The sequence below is a fragment of the Hallella colorans genome (genome assembly GCF_003096815.1).
Taxonomy (GTDB): domain Bacteria; phylum Bacteroidota; class Bacteroidia; order Bacteroidales; family Bacteroidaceae; genus Prevotella; species Prevotella colorans.
On the sequence record NZ_QENY01000008.1, the window covers coordinates 1 to 17,879 of the forward strand.

The 17,879-nt window shown below is 47.5% G+C and carries 8 protein-coding genes; all 8 read left to right on the top strand.

Going from position 1 to position 17,879, the window contains the following annotated elements; genetic code table 11:
* Positions 1 to 215: 215 nt before the first annotated feature.
* The gene (locus C7379_RS05295; protein ID WP_116616337.1) at positions 216 to 1,523 is read left to right on the top strand and encodes an inositol-3-phosphate synthase; all 1,308 of its coding nucleotides are present in this window, start codon (positions 216 to 218) and stop codon (positions 1,521 to 1,523) included.
* A 280-nt stretch (positions 1,524 to 1,803) separates the two neighbouring features.
* Positions 1,804 to 4,536, top strand: coding sequence for a substrate-binding domain-containing protein (locus tag C7379_RS05300; RefSeq protein ID WP_116616403.1), 2,733 nt, complete (start codon positions 1,804 to 1,806; stop codon positions 4,534 to 4,536).
* Positions 4,537 to 4,711: 175 nt separating this feature from the next.
* Positions 4,712 to 7,828, top strand: a complete 3,117-nt coding sequence (locus C7379_RS05305) for a SusC/RagA family TonB-linked outer membrane protein (RefSeq protein ID WP_116616338.1) — start codon at positions 4,712 to 4,714, stop codon at positions 7,826 to 7,828.
* A gap of 22 nt (positions 7,829 to 7,850) precedes the next feature.
* Positions 7,851 to 9,590: a RagB/SusD family nutrient uptake outer membrane protein gene (locus C7379_RS05310; protein ID WP_116616339.1), complete on the top strand. Its 1,740-nt coding sequence runs from the start codon at positions 7,851 to 7,853 to the stop codon at positions 9,588 to 9,590.
* A 174-nt stretch (positions 9,591 to 9,764) separates the two neighbouring features.
* A complete protein-coding gene (locus C7379_RS05315) occupies positions 9,765 to 11,483 on the top strand; it encodes a glycoside hydrolase family 32 protein (RefSeq protein WP_116616404.1) in 1,719 nt (572 codons plus the stop codon).
* 29 nt (positions 11,484 to 11,512) lie between these two features.
* The gene (locus C7379_RS05320) at positions 11,513 to 12,688 is read left to right on the top strand and encodes an MFS transporter (protein WP_036893791.1); all 1,176 of its coding nucleotides are present in this window, start codon (positions 11,513 to 11,515) and stop codon (positions 12,686 to 12,688) included.
* 164 nt (positions 12,689 to 12,852) lie between these two features.
* Positions 12,853 to 13,737 carry a carbohydrate kinase family protein gene (locus C7379_RS05325; RefSeq protein ID WP_116616340.1) on the top strand — a complete coding sequence of 295 codons (885 nt, stop codon included), beginning with the start codon at positions 12,853 to 12,855 and terminating at the stop codon, positions 13,735 to 13,737.
* A 1,041-nt stretch (positions 13,738 to 14,778) separates the two neighbouring features.
* The gene (locus C7379_RS05330; protein ID WP_116616341.1) at positions 14,779 to 17,862 is read left to right on the top strand and encodes a SusC/RagA family TonB-linked outer membrane protein; all 3,084 of its coding nucleotides are present in this window, start codon (positions 14,779 to 14,781) and stop codon (positions 17,860 to 17,862) included.
* Positions 17,863 to 17,879 lie beyond the last annotated feature (17 nt).

The following is a 17,879-nucleotide window of genomic DNA, read 5'->3' on the forward strand; positions in this document are numbered from 1 at the left end:
GGGGCTTACTTTTGAAAAAATAAACCCCGAAGTCCAATTTTACTGGGCTTCGGGGAGGATATTTATGCTCTTTTGAGTTTTACCGGACAGCAATAATTTTTTTTGTTTTTTAACTTAAAGAGTTATTTATCTCAAATAATTTAGCTAAATTTGCTCAAACTATCATAATTGTTTTAGACTATTAACTATATTTGATTCTAAAAACTATAAATGCAATGAAAAACGAGAATGTGAAACCCGCAGAGGGCAAATTAGGTATCATGGTGGTGGGCTGCGGAGCCGTGGCCACGACTTTTATGACAGGTGTGCTCATGGCTCGCAAGGGATTGGCCAAGCCCATAGGTTCCATGACCCAATACGACAAGATACGTGTGGGCAAGGGAGAAGGCAAGCAATATCTTCATTATGGCGACATAGTGCCCTTGGCTAAGCTCTCTGATATTGTTTTTGGCACATGGGACCCATATCCACAAAACGCCTATCAGGCTGCCATGTACGCTGAGGTGTTGAGAGAAAAGGATATCAACCCCGTTCGTGACGAATTGGAAAAAATAGTGCCCATGCCAGCAGCTTTCGACCACAACTATGCCAAACGTATAGAAGGCGACAATATAATGAAAGGTGCCACGCGCTGGCAGATGGTGGAAAATCTGCGCAAGGATATTCGTCAATTTAAAGAAAAGAATGGCTGCGCGCGCATAGTTGTGATCTGGGCAGCGTCGACAGAAATATATGTTCCTTACGACGAGAAGTGGCACGGCTCTATTGCCAGCCTTGAGAAGGCTATGAAAGATGACGATCGGCAGCATGTGGCTCCATCGATGTGCTATGCCTATGCGGCCTTAAGCGAGGGTGCTCCGTTTGTGATGGGAGCGCCAAACACCACCGTGGATATCCCGGCAATGTGGCAAATGGCCGAAAAGACAAGAATGCCGATAGCTGGCAAGGACTTTAAGACAGGTCAGACACTCGTGAAAAGCGGTTTTGCGCCAATCATTGGCACACGCTGTCTCGGCTTGGACGGATGGTTCTCCACAAATATTCTTGGCAACCGAGACGGTCTTGTGTTAGATGAACCGGAAAATTTCCACACCAAGGAAGTGAGCAAGCTCTCTACTTTGGAAAGCATATTGAGAGCCGAGGATCAACCCGATCTGTATACAGACTATTATCACAAAGTACGCATCAACTACTATCCGCCTCGTAATGATAACAAGGAGGGATGGGACAATATTGACATTTTCGGTTGGATGGGCTATCCCATGCAGATCAAGATCAACTTTCTTTGTCGCGACTCCATACTCGCAGCGCCGTTGTTACTCGACCTGACACTGCTCTGTGACCTTGCTGCCCGTGCTGGACGATATGGCATACAGCGGTTCTTGAGTTTCTTCCTCAAGTGCCCCATGCACGATTTCACAAAAGACGAGCAACCTGTAAACAACCTCTTCCAGCAATACACCATGCTGAAAAACGCCATTAGGGAAATGGGTGGATATGAGGCTGACGAGGAGATAGATTAAGTTTTGTTACTTTCATAATTTTTTTTCATGGGGGAGGTCAAGGCCGTGGGCCGTGACCTCCCTTTTGATTGATGTGACATGGGCGTTAGCGAAGAGCATACGCCATGACCCGTTGGGTGGCTGTGACAAGTGTAATGATCGTATCAAGCAGTGACAGCAATGTGTCCACGACGAAGTTATGGCTTTGACAGGGCTTGTCCGGTTTTGAAAGTTTTTGGTGTGCTGGAATGAATTACCGCACCTTTTTGTTATCTTTGCAAAGATGATAAACCATGAGTCTATGCGAAAGACATCATTTGCCTTATTCCTTATATTGCTACTTATGGGTTGTGAAGACCATCATAAGAAATATGTGATAGGTGTCTCGCAGTGCAGCGAGGACATCTGGCGAGACAAGTTGAACAGGGAGTTGAAAACCGCTGAATACTTTAACGACTCGTTGGAGGTGGTACTCGCCTCTGCTAATGACAACAGCCAAAAACAGATAGCACAAATCAACCATTTCGTGAACGCTGGAGTGGACCTTATCATTGTGGCCCCCAACCAGTACAAGTCCATCACCACTGCCATAGAGAATGCGTATCGAAAAGGCATCCCGGTGATACTTTATGACCGCAAGGTGGACACTGACAAATACACCGCTGCTATTGGTGGCGATAACTATGGCATAGGTAAGGCTATGGGCAATTTTGTGGGACACAGGCTGCATGGTCATGGGCGTGTGGTGGAGATAAGGGGCTTGGAGGGCTCATCGCCTGCCACCGAGCGGCATAAAGGGTTTGTAGACGCGCTCAAAGCATTTGAAGACGTGCGCTTGGTAGCCTCGGAGGCGGGCGACTGGAAAGAAGAGAGCGGCACCAAGGCCATGGACAATATATTGGAAAGAACGCGCCAATTTGACTATGTTTTTGGACATAACGATCGCATGGCTTGGGGGGCATATGTGTCATTGCGCAAGCATGGTGTGGAGAGAATGCCCAAGTTTGTAGGCGTGGACGCTTTGGCCACGGAGGGAGGAGGATTGGAATTGGTGCGTGACGGCTTGTTCGAGGCATCATACGTGTATCCCACCAAAGGCGATGAGGTCATCGCTTTGGCCATGAAGATATTGCGCGGGAAGCCATACAGACGTGAAAATCCGCTCACGACTACCATCGTGACTCGTGAAAACGCAGAATTATTGCTCATGGAAGCCAAGGATATGGCACGACAAAATTCCAATCTCGACTTGATGCACAAGAAGGTAGATGCCTATTTTAACCAATACACCATGCAACGGTGGTTTATTGTGCTGTTAGCAGTGGTCCTGGTTTGTATAATCATTGCCGTTGTCGTGACATACAGGGCGTATTTGGACAAGGCTAAACTCAATGCGAAACTGACTGATAGCAATGCGGAGTTGCAACGGCTGAACGCTGAGGTGAAAGATATGACGCAGGCCCAATTGGCCTTTTTTACCAACGTGAGCCACGAGCTGCGCACGCCCCTCACGCTGATAGCCGATCCGATAGACCGCCTCCTCGAGTCGACCGGCATGCAAGTTAGCACAAGACAAACACTTGAGATGGTGCGCCGCAATGTGCGTGTATTGGCGCAATTGGTTAGCGAGATATTGGATTTTAGAAAGGTGCAGAGTGGCAAGATGGAGTTGCGGCTCGGTCGCTTTGCCATTGCTCGGGAACTGCGCGAGTGGTGTGCCGCTTTTAAGTCGGCTGCCGAGGCCAAAGGTGTCAGGTTGGTTATGGAATGTCATGTGGACGACGAAGAGACCATTATGGCTGATGCGGAGAAGATTAATCATCTCTACATGAACCTGATGAGCAATGCACTGAAATACACATCCGGGGGTGGAAGTGTAACCACAAGAATAAAAAGGCAAGGCGACCATTATATAATATGTGTGGAGGACACGGGCGTCGGCATGGCGAGAGAAGACCTGCCAAACGTCTTTGACAGGTTCTACCAAGCACATGGAACTGTCGGCGGAACGGGCATAGGGCTTGCCTTGGTCAAGGCTTTCGCCGAGTTGCACCAAGGAAAGGTTAGCGTAGAGAGCGAGATGGGCAAGGGAACTCGTTTTGTGGTGAAGTTGCCTGTACGGCAGGCGGGAGCCATCGTAAATGAAAGGACGAGCGTGGGAACAACCACCATGCCTGTTGCGTGGCGTGAAGAAGGGCCAGTTAACGTGGATACCCACTTGGACGACGTGGTATCGGCGGACAAAACAGCCAAACCCGAGATACTTGTCATTGATGACAACGACGACGTACGCTCTTATCTGAAGTCTATATTGAGAGGTCGTTACCATGTGATGGAGTCTGCTAATGGTAAAGATGGTTTGGCCTTGGCTCGAAAAATGGTGCCAGATGTGGTTGTTTGTGACGTGATGATGCCCGTGATGGATGGGTTGGAGGTTACCCGAGCGTTGAAGACGCACACAGAGACGAGTCACATTCCGGTAATTTTGCTCACGGCAAGGACGTTGGATGACCAGATGACTGAAGGCTATAAGACGGGTGCAGACTCGTATATCACTAAGCCGTTCAGTTCCAAAGTGCTTTTGGCTCGTATCGGCAACCTGTTACAAAACCGCGAGCGACTGCGCCAATTGTTTGCCAAAGGCGAGACGGCAGAGTTTGGGCGGGGAATGGAGACCAAAGCTCCCGAAGCGTCTGCGAGACCATTGATGGGCGACAGGGATACCCGTTTCATCGCCAACCTGCGCACTATCATACAAGCGTCGCTGTCAGATCCTGACCTTAACGTTGAACGTATAGGCGAGGAGGTAGGACTGAGCCGGGTGCAACTTTATCGCAAAGTGAAAGCCCTCACGGGTAGATCGCCAGTGGAGCTCTTACGGACGGCCCGACTTCTGCGTGGTAAAAAACTACTCGAGACCACGGGACAAAGCATCTCAGAGGTGGCTTACGCCGTGGGTTTTACGTCGCCTTCTTATTTCACCAAGTGTTTCAAGGATGAGTTTGGCGCGAGTCCGAGTGAACTTATGAGTTGAGGCGCAAAGGCAACAAATAGTTTTCCTCAAGTGCAAAAAATCTTTCATTGAATAACAAAAATGTTACGTGGGTTACGTTTTTGCTATTCAATGAACGATATTTTAATGACGGCTTGACAACGTTGCGCTAATTTTGTGAGCGTTAAACCTAAGTACTAACGTAAACGAACATTCGATGGAAAACCTAAAAAGGACAATCATGAGCCTTGCGCTCATAATGGTTTGCGCGGTCACGAGCGCGCAACAACTCAAGGCTTCGGGCTCTATTGTCGATGAGACAGGCTTGGAGGTAATCGGTGCAACGGTCATGGAGAAAGGTACAAATAACGGTACAGTGACCGACATAGACGGAAAGTTTAAGTTGGAGGTGACTAAGGGGGCAACGCTTGTCATCTCTTATATAGGCTATCGCACAATGGAGTTTCCTGCCGCGGTGGCTATGAAAATCATCCTTAAGGAAGATGCCAACGATCTCAACGAGGTAGTAGTGACGGGTTATACCACCCAACGCAAGGCCGACTTGACCGGGGCGGTATCGGTAGTGAAGACCAATGCCATAAGGACATCGCCCGATGCGGATCCAATGAAAGCGCTTCAGGGACGTGTGGCAGGTGTTACCATCACAGACACAGGGTCGCCTAGCGGTACAGCCACGGTTCGCGTGCGAGGCATAGGTTCTTTCAACTCTTCGCAAGAACCTCTGTATATCGTGGATGGTGTTCCATTAACATCGGCCATGAACACTTTCAACTCAAACGACATCGAAAGCATGCAAGTGCTCAAAGATGCTGCATCGGCCTCTATTTATGGTAGCAGGGCCGCCAATGGCGTGATTATTATCACGACAAAGCAAGGCAAGAAGGGAGACAAAATAAAAGTGGACTTCTCGGCTAACCTCACCGCACAGTTCTACACGCCACAGTCAAAGATGAAACTGTTAGATACCAAGGGATACGCTACGGCTATGGCACAAGCCGCCCTGAACGACGGGATGGATCCTGTGGCTTATGCCGCCAATTATGGTTTAAACCTAAAAGCGGAAAAAGGCGTGGATATTACGGCATGGAATCCTATAGCCAAACGTTATGAAAACTTTACGGTAAATGGTCGCTATGATGGCTATATCAACTCTAAACGTAGTATGGTTTGCTCAGATACTGACTGGATGGGAGAAATCTCGAGAGTGGGTTTCTCGCGCAACTACAATGTATCTCTATCAAGTGCGACGAATAAAACCACTTCCATGTTTTCATTGGGGTATAAGAAAAACGATGGGATCTTGAAATATACCGATTTTCAAAGTATTGCGGCTCGATTGAACAACTCTTATCAAATAAACAAAATGGTGAAGGTAGGAGAGAACTTTACATTGTCGTATAATAAGCAAGTGGATAGTGCACCCATGGAGAACGCACTCAAAATGTCGCCCACAGTACCTGTCTATGAAAAAGATGGGGTGACATTCGCAGGACCTGTGGGTGGTATGAGCGACCGCCAAAACCCTATGCGAGAACTGTATCATAATAAAGACAACCATTTGGACTTTTGGAAACTCTTTGGCAACGCCTACGTGGAAGTTACACCACTGAAAGGTCTCTTGTTCAGATCTAACTTCGGTTTGGATTACACCACGTCGTTTATCAATGCCTTGACGCATACCTATGCTTCTGATATTGTGAACAACAATGTAGCCAAAACAGATCTGGGACAGACTAATAACACCAATTATACATGGTCTAACACGCTCAACTACCTATTTGATTACAACAAAAACCATCATTTTAACGTGCTACTTGGCTCAGAGATCAACAAGCAGAGCTTGGTGGATTTTCACGCCCTTTCCGAAGGGTACGCTTTAGAAACCAAGCACTATATGTGGCCTAATGCAGCCACGGGAGCTGCGCATAATACGGGAGCGAAAGTGGGATATCGTCTTGCGTCGTTCTTCGGAAAGGTAGATTATAACTATAGAGACCTGCTATTGGCTTCGTTCACGTTACGTCATGATGGCAGCTCTCGATTTGGAGAGAGGCACCGTTGGGGCGATTTTCCCGCAGCCACACTCGGTTTTCGCTTTTCTGAACTAATGCACGCGAGATGGATAGACGATTTGAAACTGCGCCTTTCTTGGGGTAAAACTGGTAATCAGGGTATTGACAATAATGCACATTACGGCCTTTACGTAGCCGACTATGGCCTTGATCGCACCACGTCCACGGCTTACGACCTAAGTCTTGCAGGCAGTGGCACGTTCCCGTCGGGCTATAGAGCCATACAAAGGGCTAACGAAAACTTGAAGTGGGAAACCACCACGCAGTATAATATAGGCTTGGACTATATGTTTTTTGATAATGCGCTATATGGCACGGTGGACGCGTATATCAAGAATATCACGGACATGCTCATCAATCCAGCGTATCTGGCGGTGATGGGTGAGGGTGGGGCACAATGGTCCAACGGCCCATCGCTACGCAACTGGGGTATGGAGTTTATGATGGGCTATCGCCAAACCTTGGCTAATGGGTTGGAAATAGACATAAACGGAAATCTCGATTTCTTCCGCAATAGGGTAACACAACTACCATCTTCGACCACAGGCTCTTACGCACACACTACAAAACAAAACTTAGTGGAGGCGCGCAAACCTTATGGATCCATCGTCGGGTATGTTACCAACGGATTGTTCCAAACGAAAGAAGAGGTGCTTGCCTCAGGGCAACCAAATGCTAGACTTGGCGGCTTGAAATATGCGGACTTGGATGGAAACGGGCGAATTACCGAGGCAGACCAAACTTGGATATTCAATCCTGTGCCTGCTTTCTCGTATGGCTTGAACGTAGCCTTGAACTATAAGGGGATAGATTTAAGCATGTTTTGGCAGGGCGTGATGAACCAAGATGTGTACAACAACCAAAAATTCCAAACAGATTTCTGGAGTGTTACGGACGCAGGCTCCAATAAAGGTAACCGAATGCTATCCGCTTGGACCACCGATAACACTACCTCCACCATCCCTGCGCTTACCACCAATAACACGGCCGACGAGGGACGTGTCTCCAATTACTATGTGGAGAATGGCTCATATCTCAAGTTGCGAACTTTGCAGGTAGGATACAGCCTTCCACAAAATATCGTCTCCAAGTGGCGCATGGCAAGTGCTCGAGCTTATATTTCTGGGCAAAATCTGCTGACCGTGAAGAGTAGCAGTCTCACATGCTCAGACCCAGAGAATCCCAACTGGGCTTACCCATTGGCCACATCAGTATCGTTTGGTCTGCAAATTGGTTTCTAACAACTTTTTATCTCTTTCTGAAATGAAAACAAATATATTATCCTCCATATTTGCAATTGCTGTCGCGATGGTGACAATCGGTTGCAACGACTTTCTTGATTACAAACCAACAGCTATCGTAGACGAGGATCTGGCATTCTCAGACCCTGATGGTATGGTGACGTCGGCCTATGCTATCCTGGGCGACGACTGGTACACTTATCCATTTAACCTTTGGCCTTACGGCGATCTGGCCTCCGACGATTGTCTCAAAGGTGGATCGGGTACCACCGACACGGAATATCATGCTGTGGAGGTGTTCAGCGCATTGACACCAACATTGGGACATTTGGACGAGTTATGGTATCGTCTTTACGTAGGTATTAGTCGGTGTAACAGAGCTTTATTATCGTTGGACACCTATGGGAAATCCAAACTCGGTGAGCAAGTCACAGCCCAAAGAATAGGCGAGGTGAAATTCCTAAGGGCGCATCTCTACTACAAACTATTGATGGTTTTTAATAAAATACCTTGGATTGACGAGATGGTCTATAAAGAAGGCACGCAAGAGCAAATAAGAAACGACGCACTCTCCCATAAACAATTGTGGGACAAAGTTATAGCTGATTTCCAGCATGCATACGACGTTTTGCCCGCCAACCAGTATGAGGGTGGGCGAGCCAACAAAGTGGCGGCAGCGGCCTATTTGGCCAAATGCTACCTGAACATAGCATGGGGCAATGGTTACGAGGACAGCACCGGTATAAAATTCATCAACAAAGACTATATGCAGAAGGTGGTAGAATATACAGACGTAGTCAAAAACTCCAACTATGGATACCTCGATGATTATGGCGACATATTTCTTCCTGAGCATAAAAACAGCAAAGAGTCGGTGTTTGCGGTACAACATTCCAATTACGAGGATGACAATACGAAATACGGCAGGGCCAATTGGGCTAACATGTTGAATGGCATGTGGGGCATGTGGTCGTGCGGATGGGATTTTCACAAGCCATCGCAAGATTTGGTCAACGCCTTTAAAACCAAGGACGGGTTACCCTTGTTTGATGATTATAACCGTTCCAACGACCATCCAGTCAACGGTTTCCCAACCGCACAGAAGTGGGACCCGCGCTTGTTCCACACGGTGGGCATGCCCACGTTTCCTTATAAATATGAGCAAAAATATATGCAGACGAAAGCCAATTCACGCACCCCAAACACCTATGGCTACTATTCTTCCCTGAAAGAGGTGCCGCAACGTGGCAAGGGCGAGACATACAACACGCCGTGGCAGGCTTTTGCCATGAATGATTATGTCATTCGATACACAGATGTAATGCTTGACAGGGCCGAGGCACTTATAGAGATTGGGCGTCTCGCTGAGGCCAGAATTATAATTAACCATATACGGCAGCGTGCGGCAAACTCTATCAATAAGCATATCAATTATGCCGCAAACCAGTGCGAGATAGCACTTTACCCTGACAAATATTTCGCCACACAGGCTATGGCCCGTGAATGCTTGAGATGGGAGCGACGTGTGGAGACGGGTATGGAGCACGCGCGTTTCTTTGACCTCAGGCGTTGGGGATTGCTCTCTAAGACACTCAACGAGTATTTCAAGCGTGAGGTAGAAGACAACTACGAGGGGCAAACTTATGCCAAATACTACAGGGATGCACACTTCACGCCGGGTAAGAACGAATATTTCCCGGTACCATACAATCAGCTTTATTACATCCCTGGCCTCTACTCACAGAATAAAGGATATGAATAGGGGTAATAAAGTTGGACCCTATATCCCATTTTGTCGCATGCGTGTCAGGCGTTTAAGACGTGTTTAGCCATAGGCTAAGAGAGCGTTTAAATAGCATGAGAAAATGTCATTGCCATGACAGACATGCTTTGGCCACATTTTTAAAAAAAAGAATGACTCATAAAAACCTATATGATGTTTAGCACACTTAAAACTACGATTGCCACTATGACGTTGATTTGCCTCTGCGTCATAGCTAACGCACAGCCTTTCGAGACTATGTTTCTCGGCTCTACCCACGCCATGCTGCGTGTGAGCGCTACGGCTAAATACCTACTTTTGCCTGTAGAGGAAAGTCAGGAGAACGCACATCTACGCCTCATCAAAGGAGATAGGGTGGTCAGAGAATTCAATTGCAAATTGGCTGTGAGCAAGGTGGACTATGTTGTACCGCTCCCTCTCGATATTCTGGGCTCATCCCAGGGAATACTTGACATCAGCTTTCCCGATAAGAACGCCAGGACAGAGATGGGCAATGACATACCAATAAACGAATACGTTTGCTGGAAACAGGTACGATACACTGACACTTTCGACACCACCAATCGCGAGCGTCATCGCCCAAGATACCACCACACACCTTTGTGGGGATGGATGAACGATCCCAATGGTATGTTTTACAAGGACGGTACGTGGCACCTTTACTTCCAGCACAACCCCTTCGGATCACAGTGGGAGAACATGACTTGGGGTCATTCCATCTCGCGCGATTTGGTGAATTGGACTTTCGAGGGCGACCCTGTGCTTCCTGATGCGTTGGGAACCATCTTTAGTGGCTCGGCTGTTGTTGACAAGGATAACACAGCAGGATTTGGCGCTGGAGCTATTGTGGCCATGTACACATCTGCCGCTCGCAGCCAGACTCAGAGTTTGGCGTACAGCGTTGACAACGGCAAGACGTTCGTCAAATATGCTGGTAATCCCGTGCTCGTTTCCAACACCCCCGACTTTCGCGATCCGCATGTATTTTGGAATGAGGAGATTGGCAAATGGAACATGATCTTGGCCGAGGGGCAGCACATGAAAATATACACTTCGCACAATCTCAAAGAGTGGACTTTCGAGAGTGATTTTGGCGAGGGCTACGGCTGCCACGGCGGCGTGTGGGAATGTCCAGACCTGCTGAATATGGGCGATCGATGGTTGCTCATCTGCAACATCAATCCCGGAGGTCCCTTCGGTGGCTCGGCCACCCAGTATTTCGTGGGCAGTTTTGACGGTCGCAAGTTCGTGTGTGAGGACACTCCGGGCGAGATCAAATGGATGGACTGGGGTAAAGATCACTATGCCACCGTCACTTTCTCCAACGCTCCCGACGGCCGTCATGTGGCCATGCCATGGATGAGCAATTGGCAATATGCAGGGCAAGTACCCACGCGGCAGTATCGATCGGCCAATGGCTTGCCGCGTGATCTCGGCCTGTTCACCTATCGAGGCGAGAGCTATTGCAGTGTGAAACCATCCCCCGAGGTGTTGCGCGCATTTAGGGACAAACCATCGAGAAAGCTTGCCGATGCCTGTCGCATAGACGTGAAGCTGCGCGGAAACGCCACCATCACGCTGTCTAACGCCAAGGGAGAGTGTGTGGTGATGACCTACGACGTAGCCAACGAGACATTCAGCATGGATCGCTCCAAGAGCGGCGATACCGCTTTCTCTGCCGATTTTGCTGTCGTGACCAACGCACCCACGCGAGGACGCATACGCCAACTCCAAATATTTGTGGATAAAAGCAGCATAGAGGTGTTTGACGCAGATGGCAAAATGGCCATGTCTAACATCGTGTTTCCATCGTCTCCCTATACCTCACTTGTAGTCAATGGTGGCAAAGCCCGCGTCTACGAATTGAGATAAATCATCCAAAGTCTCCAAAAACTTAAATCATGAGTAAAACTAATAAAATAGCCTTCATACCCGTGATGCTCTGCTTCTTTGTCATGGGCTTCGTGGATTTAGTGGGCATCGCATCCAATTATGTCAAGTCAGACTTAGGACTGACCGACTCGGTGGCCAATGTACTGCCATCGTTGGTGTTTTTCTGGTTTCTTATTTTCTCCGTACCTACGGGTGTATTGATGAACAAGATAGGGCGCAAGAAAACGGTGCTACTCTCGCTTGTCGTCACTATCGTGTCGTTGCTGCTGCCTATTTTCTCAGCGAGCTTTTACGTCATGCTTGTCGCTTTCTCACTTTTGGGCATAGGCAACGCACTCATGCAAACCTCACTCAACCCTTTGGTGTCCATGCTTATCAGTGGCCATTTGGCCTCGACGCTCACCTTCGGTCAGTTTGTTAAGGCCATCGCTTCGTTCATGGCACCCTACATTGCCATGTGGGGAGCCACTGCCGCCATCCCTTGTTTTGGGCTGTCGTGGCGCGTGCTTTTTCCCATCTATATGGTTGTGGCCATTGTGGCCATGCTGTTGCTGGGGCTTACACCTATAGACGAGGAGCGAGCCGACGAGGGGGCAGATACGGAAAACTCTGTGTTGAGGCTTTTCGCAGACAGCTTTCGTCTTTTGGGCATGCCGATTGTGTTGCTCAGCTTTCTTGGTATCATGTGCCACGTGGGCATTGATGTGGGCACCAATACCACGGCACCAAAGATTTTGATGGAGCGCTTGGGCATGTCGCTCAACGAGGCAGCCTTTGCTACGAGCCTATATTTCATCTTCCGAACCGCAGGTTGTCTCACTGGTAGCTATTTCCTGCGCATTATGTCTATCCGATCGTTCTTTGTCATCAGCGTCTCCATGATGGCGTTGGGCATGGCAGGATTGGGTGTTGGCACAGAGCGATGGGCACTCTATGTTGCCATTGCGCTGCTCGGCTATGGCAACTCCAATGTGTTTTCCATTATCTTTTCTCAGGCTCTTCTCTCGGTGCCCACCAAGAAAAACGCGGTAAGCGGCTTGATGATCATGGGGCTTTTTGGTGGTACTGTTTTCCCGCTGTTCATGGGTTTTGCCAGCGATGCCATCGGTCAGGTTGGCGCAGTAATGGTGATGGCGGTAGGCGTGCTGTATCTGTTGAGTTATATAGGTCGTATCAATAAATAATCTGCTACCATATACCGTTCGATCAATAGCGCGCACACAGTGTATGAAAACATTTTCTGAAATATTACAAACCATATAAATTAAGTTCCGCGCAGGCCTTTAGATTACCATATCGCATTTGCTATCGATGAGGCTCGGAGGCCTCGCGCGGACAATCTATCATTATGAAACAATATATAGTAGGACTTGGAGAGGCGTTGTGGGACATGCTTCCGCAAGGTGCCCAACTTGGCGGTGCGCCAGCAAACTTCGCTTATCATGCTGGTCAGTTTGGTCAAGATGCAATCGCTGTCAGTGCATTGGGTAACGATATCTTGGGCGACGAGACTCTCAGGCAGCTTGATGGCAAAAGACTTGATTACATCATGCCCCGCGTGGGCTATCCCACAGGTACCGTAGGCGTAGAACTTAACGACGATGGTATACCCACTTACGACATTAAAAACAATGTGGCATGGGATAACATACCATTCACGCCCGAGATGCAAGATGTGGCGGCCAATGCCCGGGCCGTGTGTTTTGGTACGTTGGCTCAACGTGATGCGATCTCGCGCGGCACTATTCACAGCTTTTTAGATGCCACGCCAGAGAGTTGCCTTAAGATTTTTGACATTAATCTGCGTGGCAATTTCTATACCAAGGAGATCATTCGAGACAGTCTGAGACGGTGCAACGTGTTGAAAATTAACGATGAAGAATTGGTTATAATCGGTCGCATGTTCGATTATCCCGGGCTTGACATGGAGAACAAATGCTGGCTCATCCTTGGCAAATACGACCTTGATATGCTGGTGCTGACATGTGGCACCAATGGCAGCTATGTCTTCGCGCCCGGTACCAAGAGCTTCAAAGAAACACCGAACGTTAAAGTAGCGGACACTGTTGGGGCTGGCGACTCATTCACGGGCAGTTTCACGGCCGCTATTCTTGCGGGCATGTCCATTGCCGAGGCACACAGTTTGGCCGTGGACGTGAGTGCTTACGTGTGTACGCAAAAGGGCGCAATGCCAACGTTGCCCGCCGAATTGGTGAGTCGCGTGCAAGGTTGATAGTTTGGTTTCTTGACGCTTGCATTTTTCAGCAAGCGGCTATAGAGTATGTCCATAATGGGTTTATGCCCATTATGGACAATCCCCCATGCCTTATAAAAAATATCAAAAAAAACTGACAAAAGGCGGTTTGTGCCTCGCGTATTTGAATTTTTTCTTGCATTAACTCGGAATATTGCGAAAATGGATAGATTTTTGCAACTATCTTGTTGATAGCGTTTTATAGCGTTTTTACGTTATTTTATATCTTTGCGTTCGTTTTTTATTTTCGGATTAAGGTCTAAAGCCGACGCGATTAAGCCTTAAACACGTCTCGTTTAGTTCTTAAACGCAGGGTGTATAGCCTCTAAACGTCACCTGATAAGTGCTCAGACGCGTTGCGATTGAGATATTTGGGGTGTCATTATTTTATTTTTTTTGAAATATTAAGAGGTTTGGCGATTATTGAAGGCTTTGCCTTTCTCTAAAATGACAAGTATGGAAGCACATTTTTTTGTGACTTTAATTTTACACATACACAATCTACGTTGAGAAATAAGACGATATAGTAGCGTTTTTTGCAGCGTGATCGAAAAACGGTTATGGGCATGGCTTGGTTATCGACAATACTGTGTCATGTGGGTAGAGAAGAGTTGGTATGGATATCATGAGGTCGTGGAGACAATTTGTTAAAAATAAATAAAAACAAACATAAATTTTTGCACGAGCCTGTAATTTAAAGAAAATAAATTAATTTTATGTCCTTGTAAGCGGTAGAGAGTATTTCGCTAAAACAAATTAACAAATCATTTCTGTAAGAGGGAGTATAATACATAAGGATTTAGATGCTTCGTTCGCATGTTACTTACATAATAGTGAAGTATCATGCGATATGTTCAAGTCTAAGATCTTGGTAGAGCAAAGATGTGGCGTAGTTACAATCGCGAGATAGATGACGCCTATCATTTTAAAAAAAAACTTGTCTTTACGATGCGCTCCAGTCTCCTTTTTTGTGTATTAAGCACATAGGTTATATTCTTTAAATTTATAAAACATCCATTTATGAACACAAAAAGACTTATTTTGTTTGTCTCGTTTGTATTCTCCATGCTGTCTGTTATGGCACAAAACAAGACCATAACAGGTGAAGTTCGCGGAGAAACGGGCGAAACAATTGTAGGCGCCACGGTCAGATTGAAATCTGACGCTCGGATGGCTACCATCACAGACGTGAATGGTAAGTTTAGCATCAAGGCCAAAGAAGGGGACAAACTCTTGTTCTCATATGTTGGCTATAAAACCACTGAGATGCCTGCTCATGACGGCATGAAGGTGGAGCTTCGCCCTTCTTCGACAGAATTGAATGAGTATGTGGTCACTGCATTTGGAACGGGACAAAAGAAAGTTTCCATCGTTGGGTCTGTGCAGACCATCAGGCCACGTGAGTTGAAGATTCCCACTCCCAACCTTTCGGCGGCGTTCGCCGGCAGAATAGCTGGTATGATAGCTGTGCAACGGTCTGGCGCGCCAAGGTCTGACGGAGCCGACTTTTGGATAAGGGGAATGTCCACGACGAGCCCGGCCACATCGCCGCTAATCATATTGGATGGTGTGCAGATTACCGCGGACGACCTCAACGCGCTCGACCCAGAGGTGATAGCTGAATTTTCGGTACTCAAAGACGCCACGGCCACGGCCCTCTATGGCAGCAGAGGCGCCAATGGCGTGATAATAGTGACTACCAAAACAGGTGAGAACCAAGCTAAACCATCGGTCAGTATTCGTGTGGAGGGGTATGTAAACACGCCTACGAGATTGCCAAAATTTGTGGATGGACCACGTTTTATGGAACTGTTTAACGAGGCGATAGCCAATCTTCCCACTGGTGCCACCCCATATTCGAAAGAGAAAATAGAGGGCACGAGACAAGGGCTCGACCCATACGCGTTTCCAAATGTGAGATGGTATGACGAACTGTTCAGAAACCATACGTTCAACCAAAAGGTAAACATGAACATCAGTGGTGGAGGAAAAAGGCTCAACTACTTCATGTCTGTGACAGTGGACCACCAGACTGGCATGCTTAAAAACGTGAGTCAAAGGTACTATGGATATAACAATCAACTGGATTATTGGCGCTACGCGTTTCAAAACAATATACAAATGAATCTCACGAAGAGCACGACGATAGCGCTCAGGCTAAATACGCAGATAGGCAATTCGAGAGGCCCAAACAGTAATGTGGGTGGTATTTTCAATGCTGTGATAAACTCAAATCCTGTTGATTTTCCTATCAACTATCCGGCAACAGACTATCAAAACTACGTGAGATGGGGTTCCAAAAACTTGGGATGGATGGGAGCGCAAAACCCCATGGCCGACGCCGTAAACGGCTACACCAACAACTTCAGCTCCACTGTTATCGCCAATTTGCAATTGGACCAGGACCTCTCGATGTTGGTTCATGGACTAAAGCTCTCGGCGCTCGCCTCGTTCAAGAACTGGTCGTACACCGACACGGAAAGAATGAGAGACCATAACTTTTTTGAGCTTAGGAGCTACACTAAGAAACCTGACGGCACGTATGACCTGAACCTTCAACCCATAGGCAGGGAGCAGGACACAAGCCTGCGTTCCAATGGGTGGTCACAAGGAAACAGGTCTGTTTATTTCCATGTCATGCTGCTGTGGAATCAAAAGTTTGGCGAGCATGAACTGGGCGCCATGCTCAATTATAACCAAGACGAACTGGCGAGAAACGTGACCGATCGCAACCTGCTCGGCAATCTACCTTATCGTAAACAGGGATTGGCAGGCCGCGTGACTTATGGGTACGCGAACAAATACTTGTTTGAGGCCAACTTTGGATACAATGGCTCCGAGAATTTCGCCAAGGGCAATCGTTTCGGATTTTTCCCCTCTGTGGCTGTGGGATACAATGTTTCAGAAGAGCGTTTTTGGACACCTTTAAAAAGTTACATCTCATTCTTCAAGTTGAGAGCAAGTTACGGATTGGTGGGCAATGACCAAATAGGTGGTACTCGCTTCGCTTACATGTCTAATATTTATATGACCGGCGGTCCGAGCTATACCACGGGCATCAACCAAGACTACTCTAAGTCTGGCCCGAAATACGAGCAATTTGAGAACAAAGGCATTACATGGGAAGTGGGCCAAAAGCTTAATTTGGGATTTGACATGCGTTTGTTCGATGGTTTGTCATTGAGCGCGGACTTCTTCAGGGAGTATCGCAAAAACGTATTCCAACGCCGTGGCGTGGTGCCAAGCTACATGGGCACGCTCCGTACCAAGCTCTATGGCAACCTCGCAGAGGTTAGCAACAAGGGCGTGGACATGTCGCTCGACTATAACAAACAGGTTACGAGGGATTTATATGTAGGACTCCGTGGCACTTTCACTTATACGAAGAACAAGATAGAAAAATGGGATGAGCCTGCGTACCAAGAATATCCACGACAAGCGTATATTGGAGCGTCGCTGCAAACCATATACGGGTATGAGGCCGAGCGGTTGTTCATTGACGAGGCGGACGTGAAAAACAGCCCGTCGCAAAAGGCGTTGTCACCTAACGTGTCGGCTGGTGACATCAAATATAAAGACCAGCCCAACGTGGACGGTAAATGCGACGGCAAGATAGATGGAAACGATGTCGTTCCGTTGGGATATCCTAAAGTGCCGCAAATGGTCTATGGATTTGGAGGAAATGTCAAGTTTAAGAAAATAGATTTTGGAATATTCTTCCAAGGCGTGGCCCAAACGTCAATGTTGCTCAACTATTTTCATCCGTTCGGGTCGTTCAGTAACAGGAACGTGCTAAAATTTATAGACGACGACCACTGGTCACCAGAGAACAAGAACCCATACGCCGCATACCCTCGCTTGACCAAGGACGACATGCCCAATAATACCCAAGCGTCTTCTTATTGGCTTCGTGACGCTTCGTTCCTGAAACTCAAGAATGTGGAGCTGGGCTATTCTTTTAAGCATGTCCGTGTTTACTTGTCGGCCATCAACGTATGTACGTTCTCTAAGTTTAAATTATGGGACCCCGAGATGGGTGGTGGCAATGGGTTGGCTTACCCCACACAAAGGACATTCAATTTAGGTTTGCAAATGAATCTATAATCAAGAAATGGCATAAA

Excerpts from the sequence above, each read along its gene's own strand:
- C7379_RS05295 (WP_116616337.1), top strand. The coding sequence starts at position 216 with ATGAAAAACGAGAATGTGAAACCCGCAGAGGGCAAATTAGGTATCATG.
- C7379_RS05300 (WP_116616403.1), top strand. The coding sequence starts at position 1,804 with ATGCGAAAGACATCATTTGCCTTATTCCTTATATTGCTACTTATGGGT.
- C7379_RS05305 (WP_116616338.1), top strand. The coding sequence starts at position 4,712 with ATGGAAAACCTAAAAAGGACAATCATGAGCCTTGCGCTCATAATGGTT.
- C7379_RS05310 (WP_116616339.1), top strand. The coding sequence starts at position 7,851 with ATGAAAACAAATATATTATCCTCCATATTTGCAATTGCTGTCGCGATG.
- C7379_RS05315 (WP_116616404.1), top strand. The coding sequence starts at position 9,765 with ATGTTTAGCACACTTAAAACTACGATTGCCACTATGACGTTGATTTGC.
- C7379_RS05320 (WP_036893791.1), top strand. The coding sequence starts at position 11,513 with ATGAGTAAAACTAATAAAATAGCCTTCATACCCGTGATGCTCTGCTTC.
- C7379_RS05325 (WP_116616340.1), top strand. The coding sequence starts at position 12,853 with ATGAAACAATATATAGTAGGACTTGGAGAGGCGTTGTGGGACATGCTT.
- C7379_RS05330 (WP_116616341.1), top strand. The coding sequence starts at position 14,779 with ATGAACACAAAAAGACTTATTTTGTTTGTCTCGTTTGTATTCTCCATG.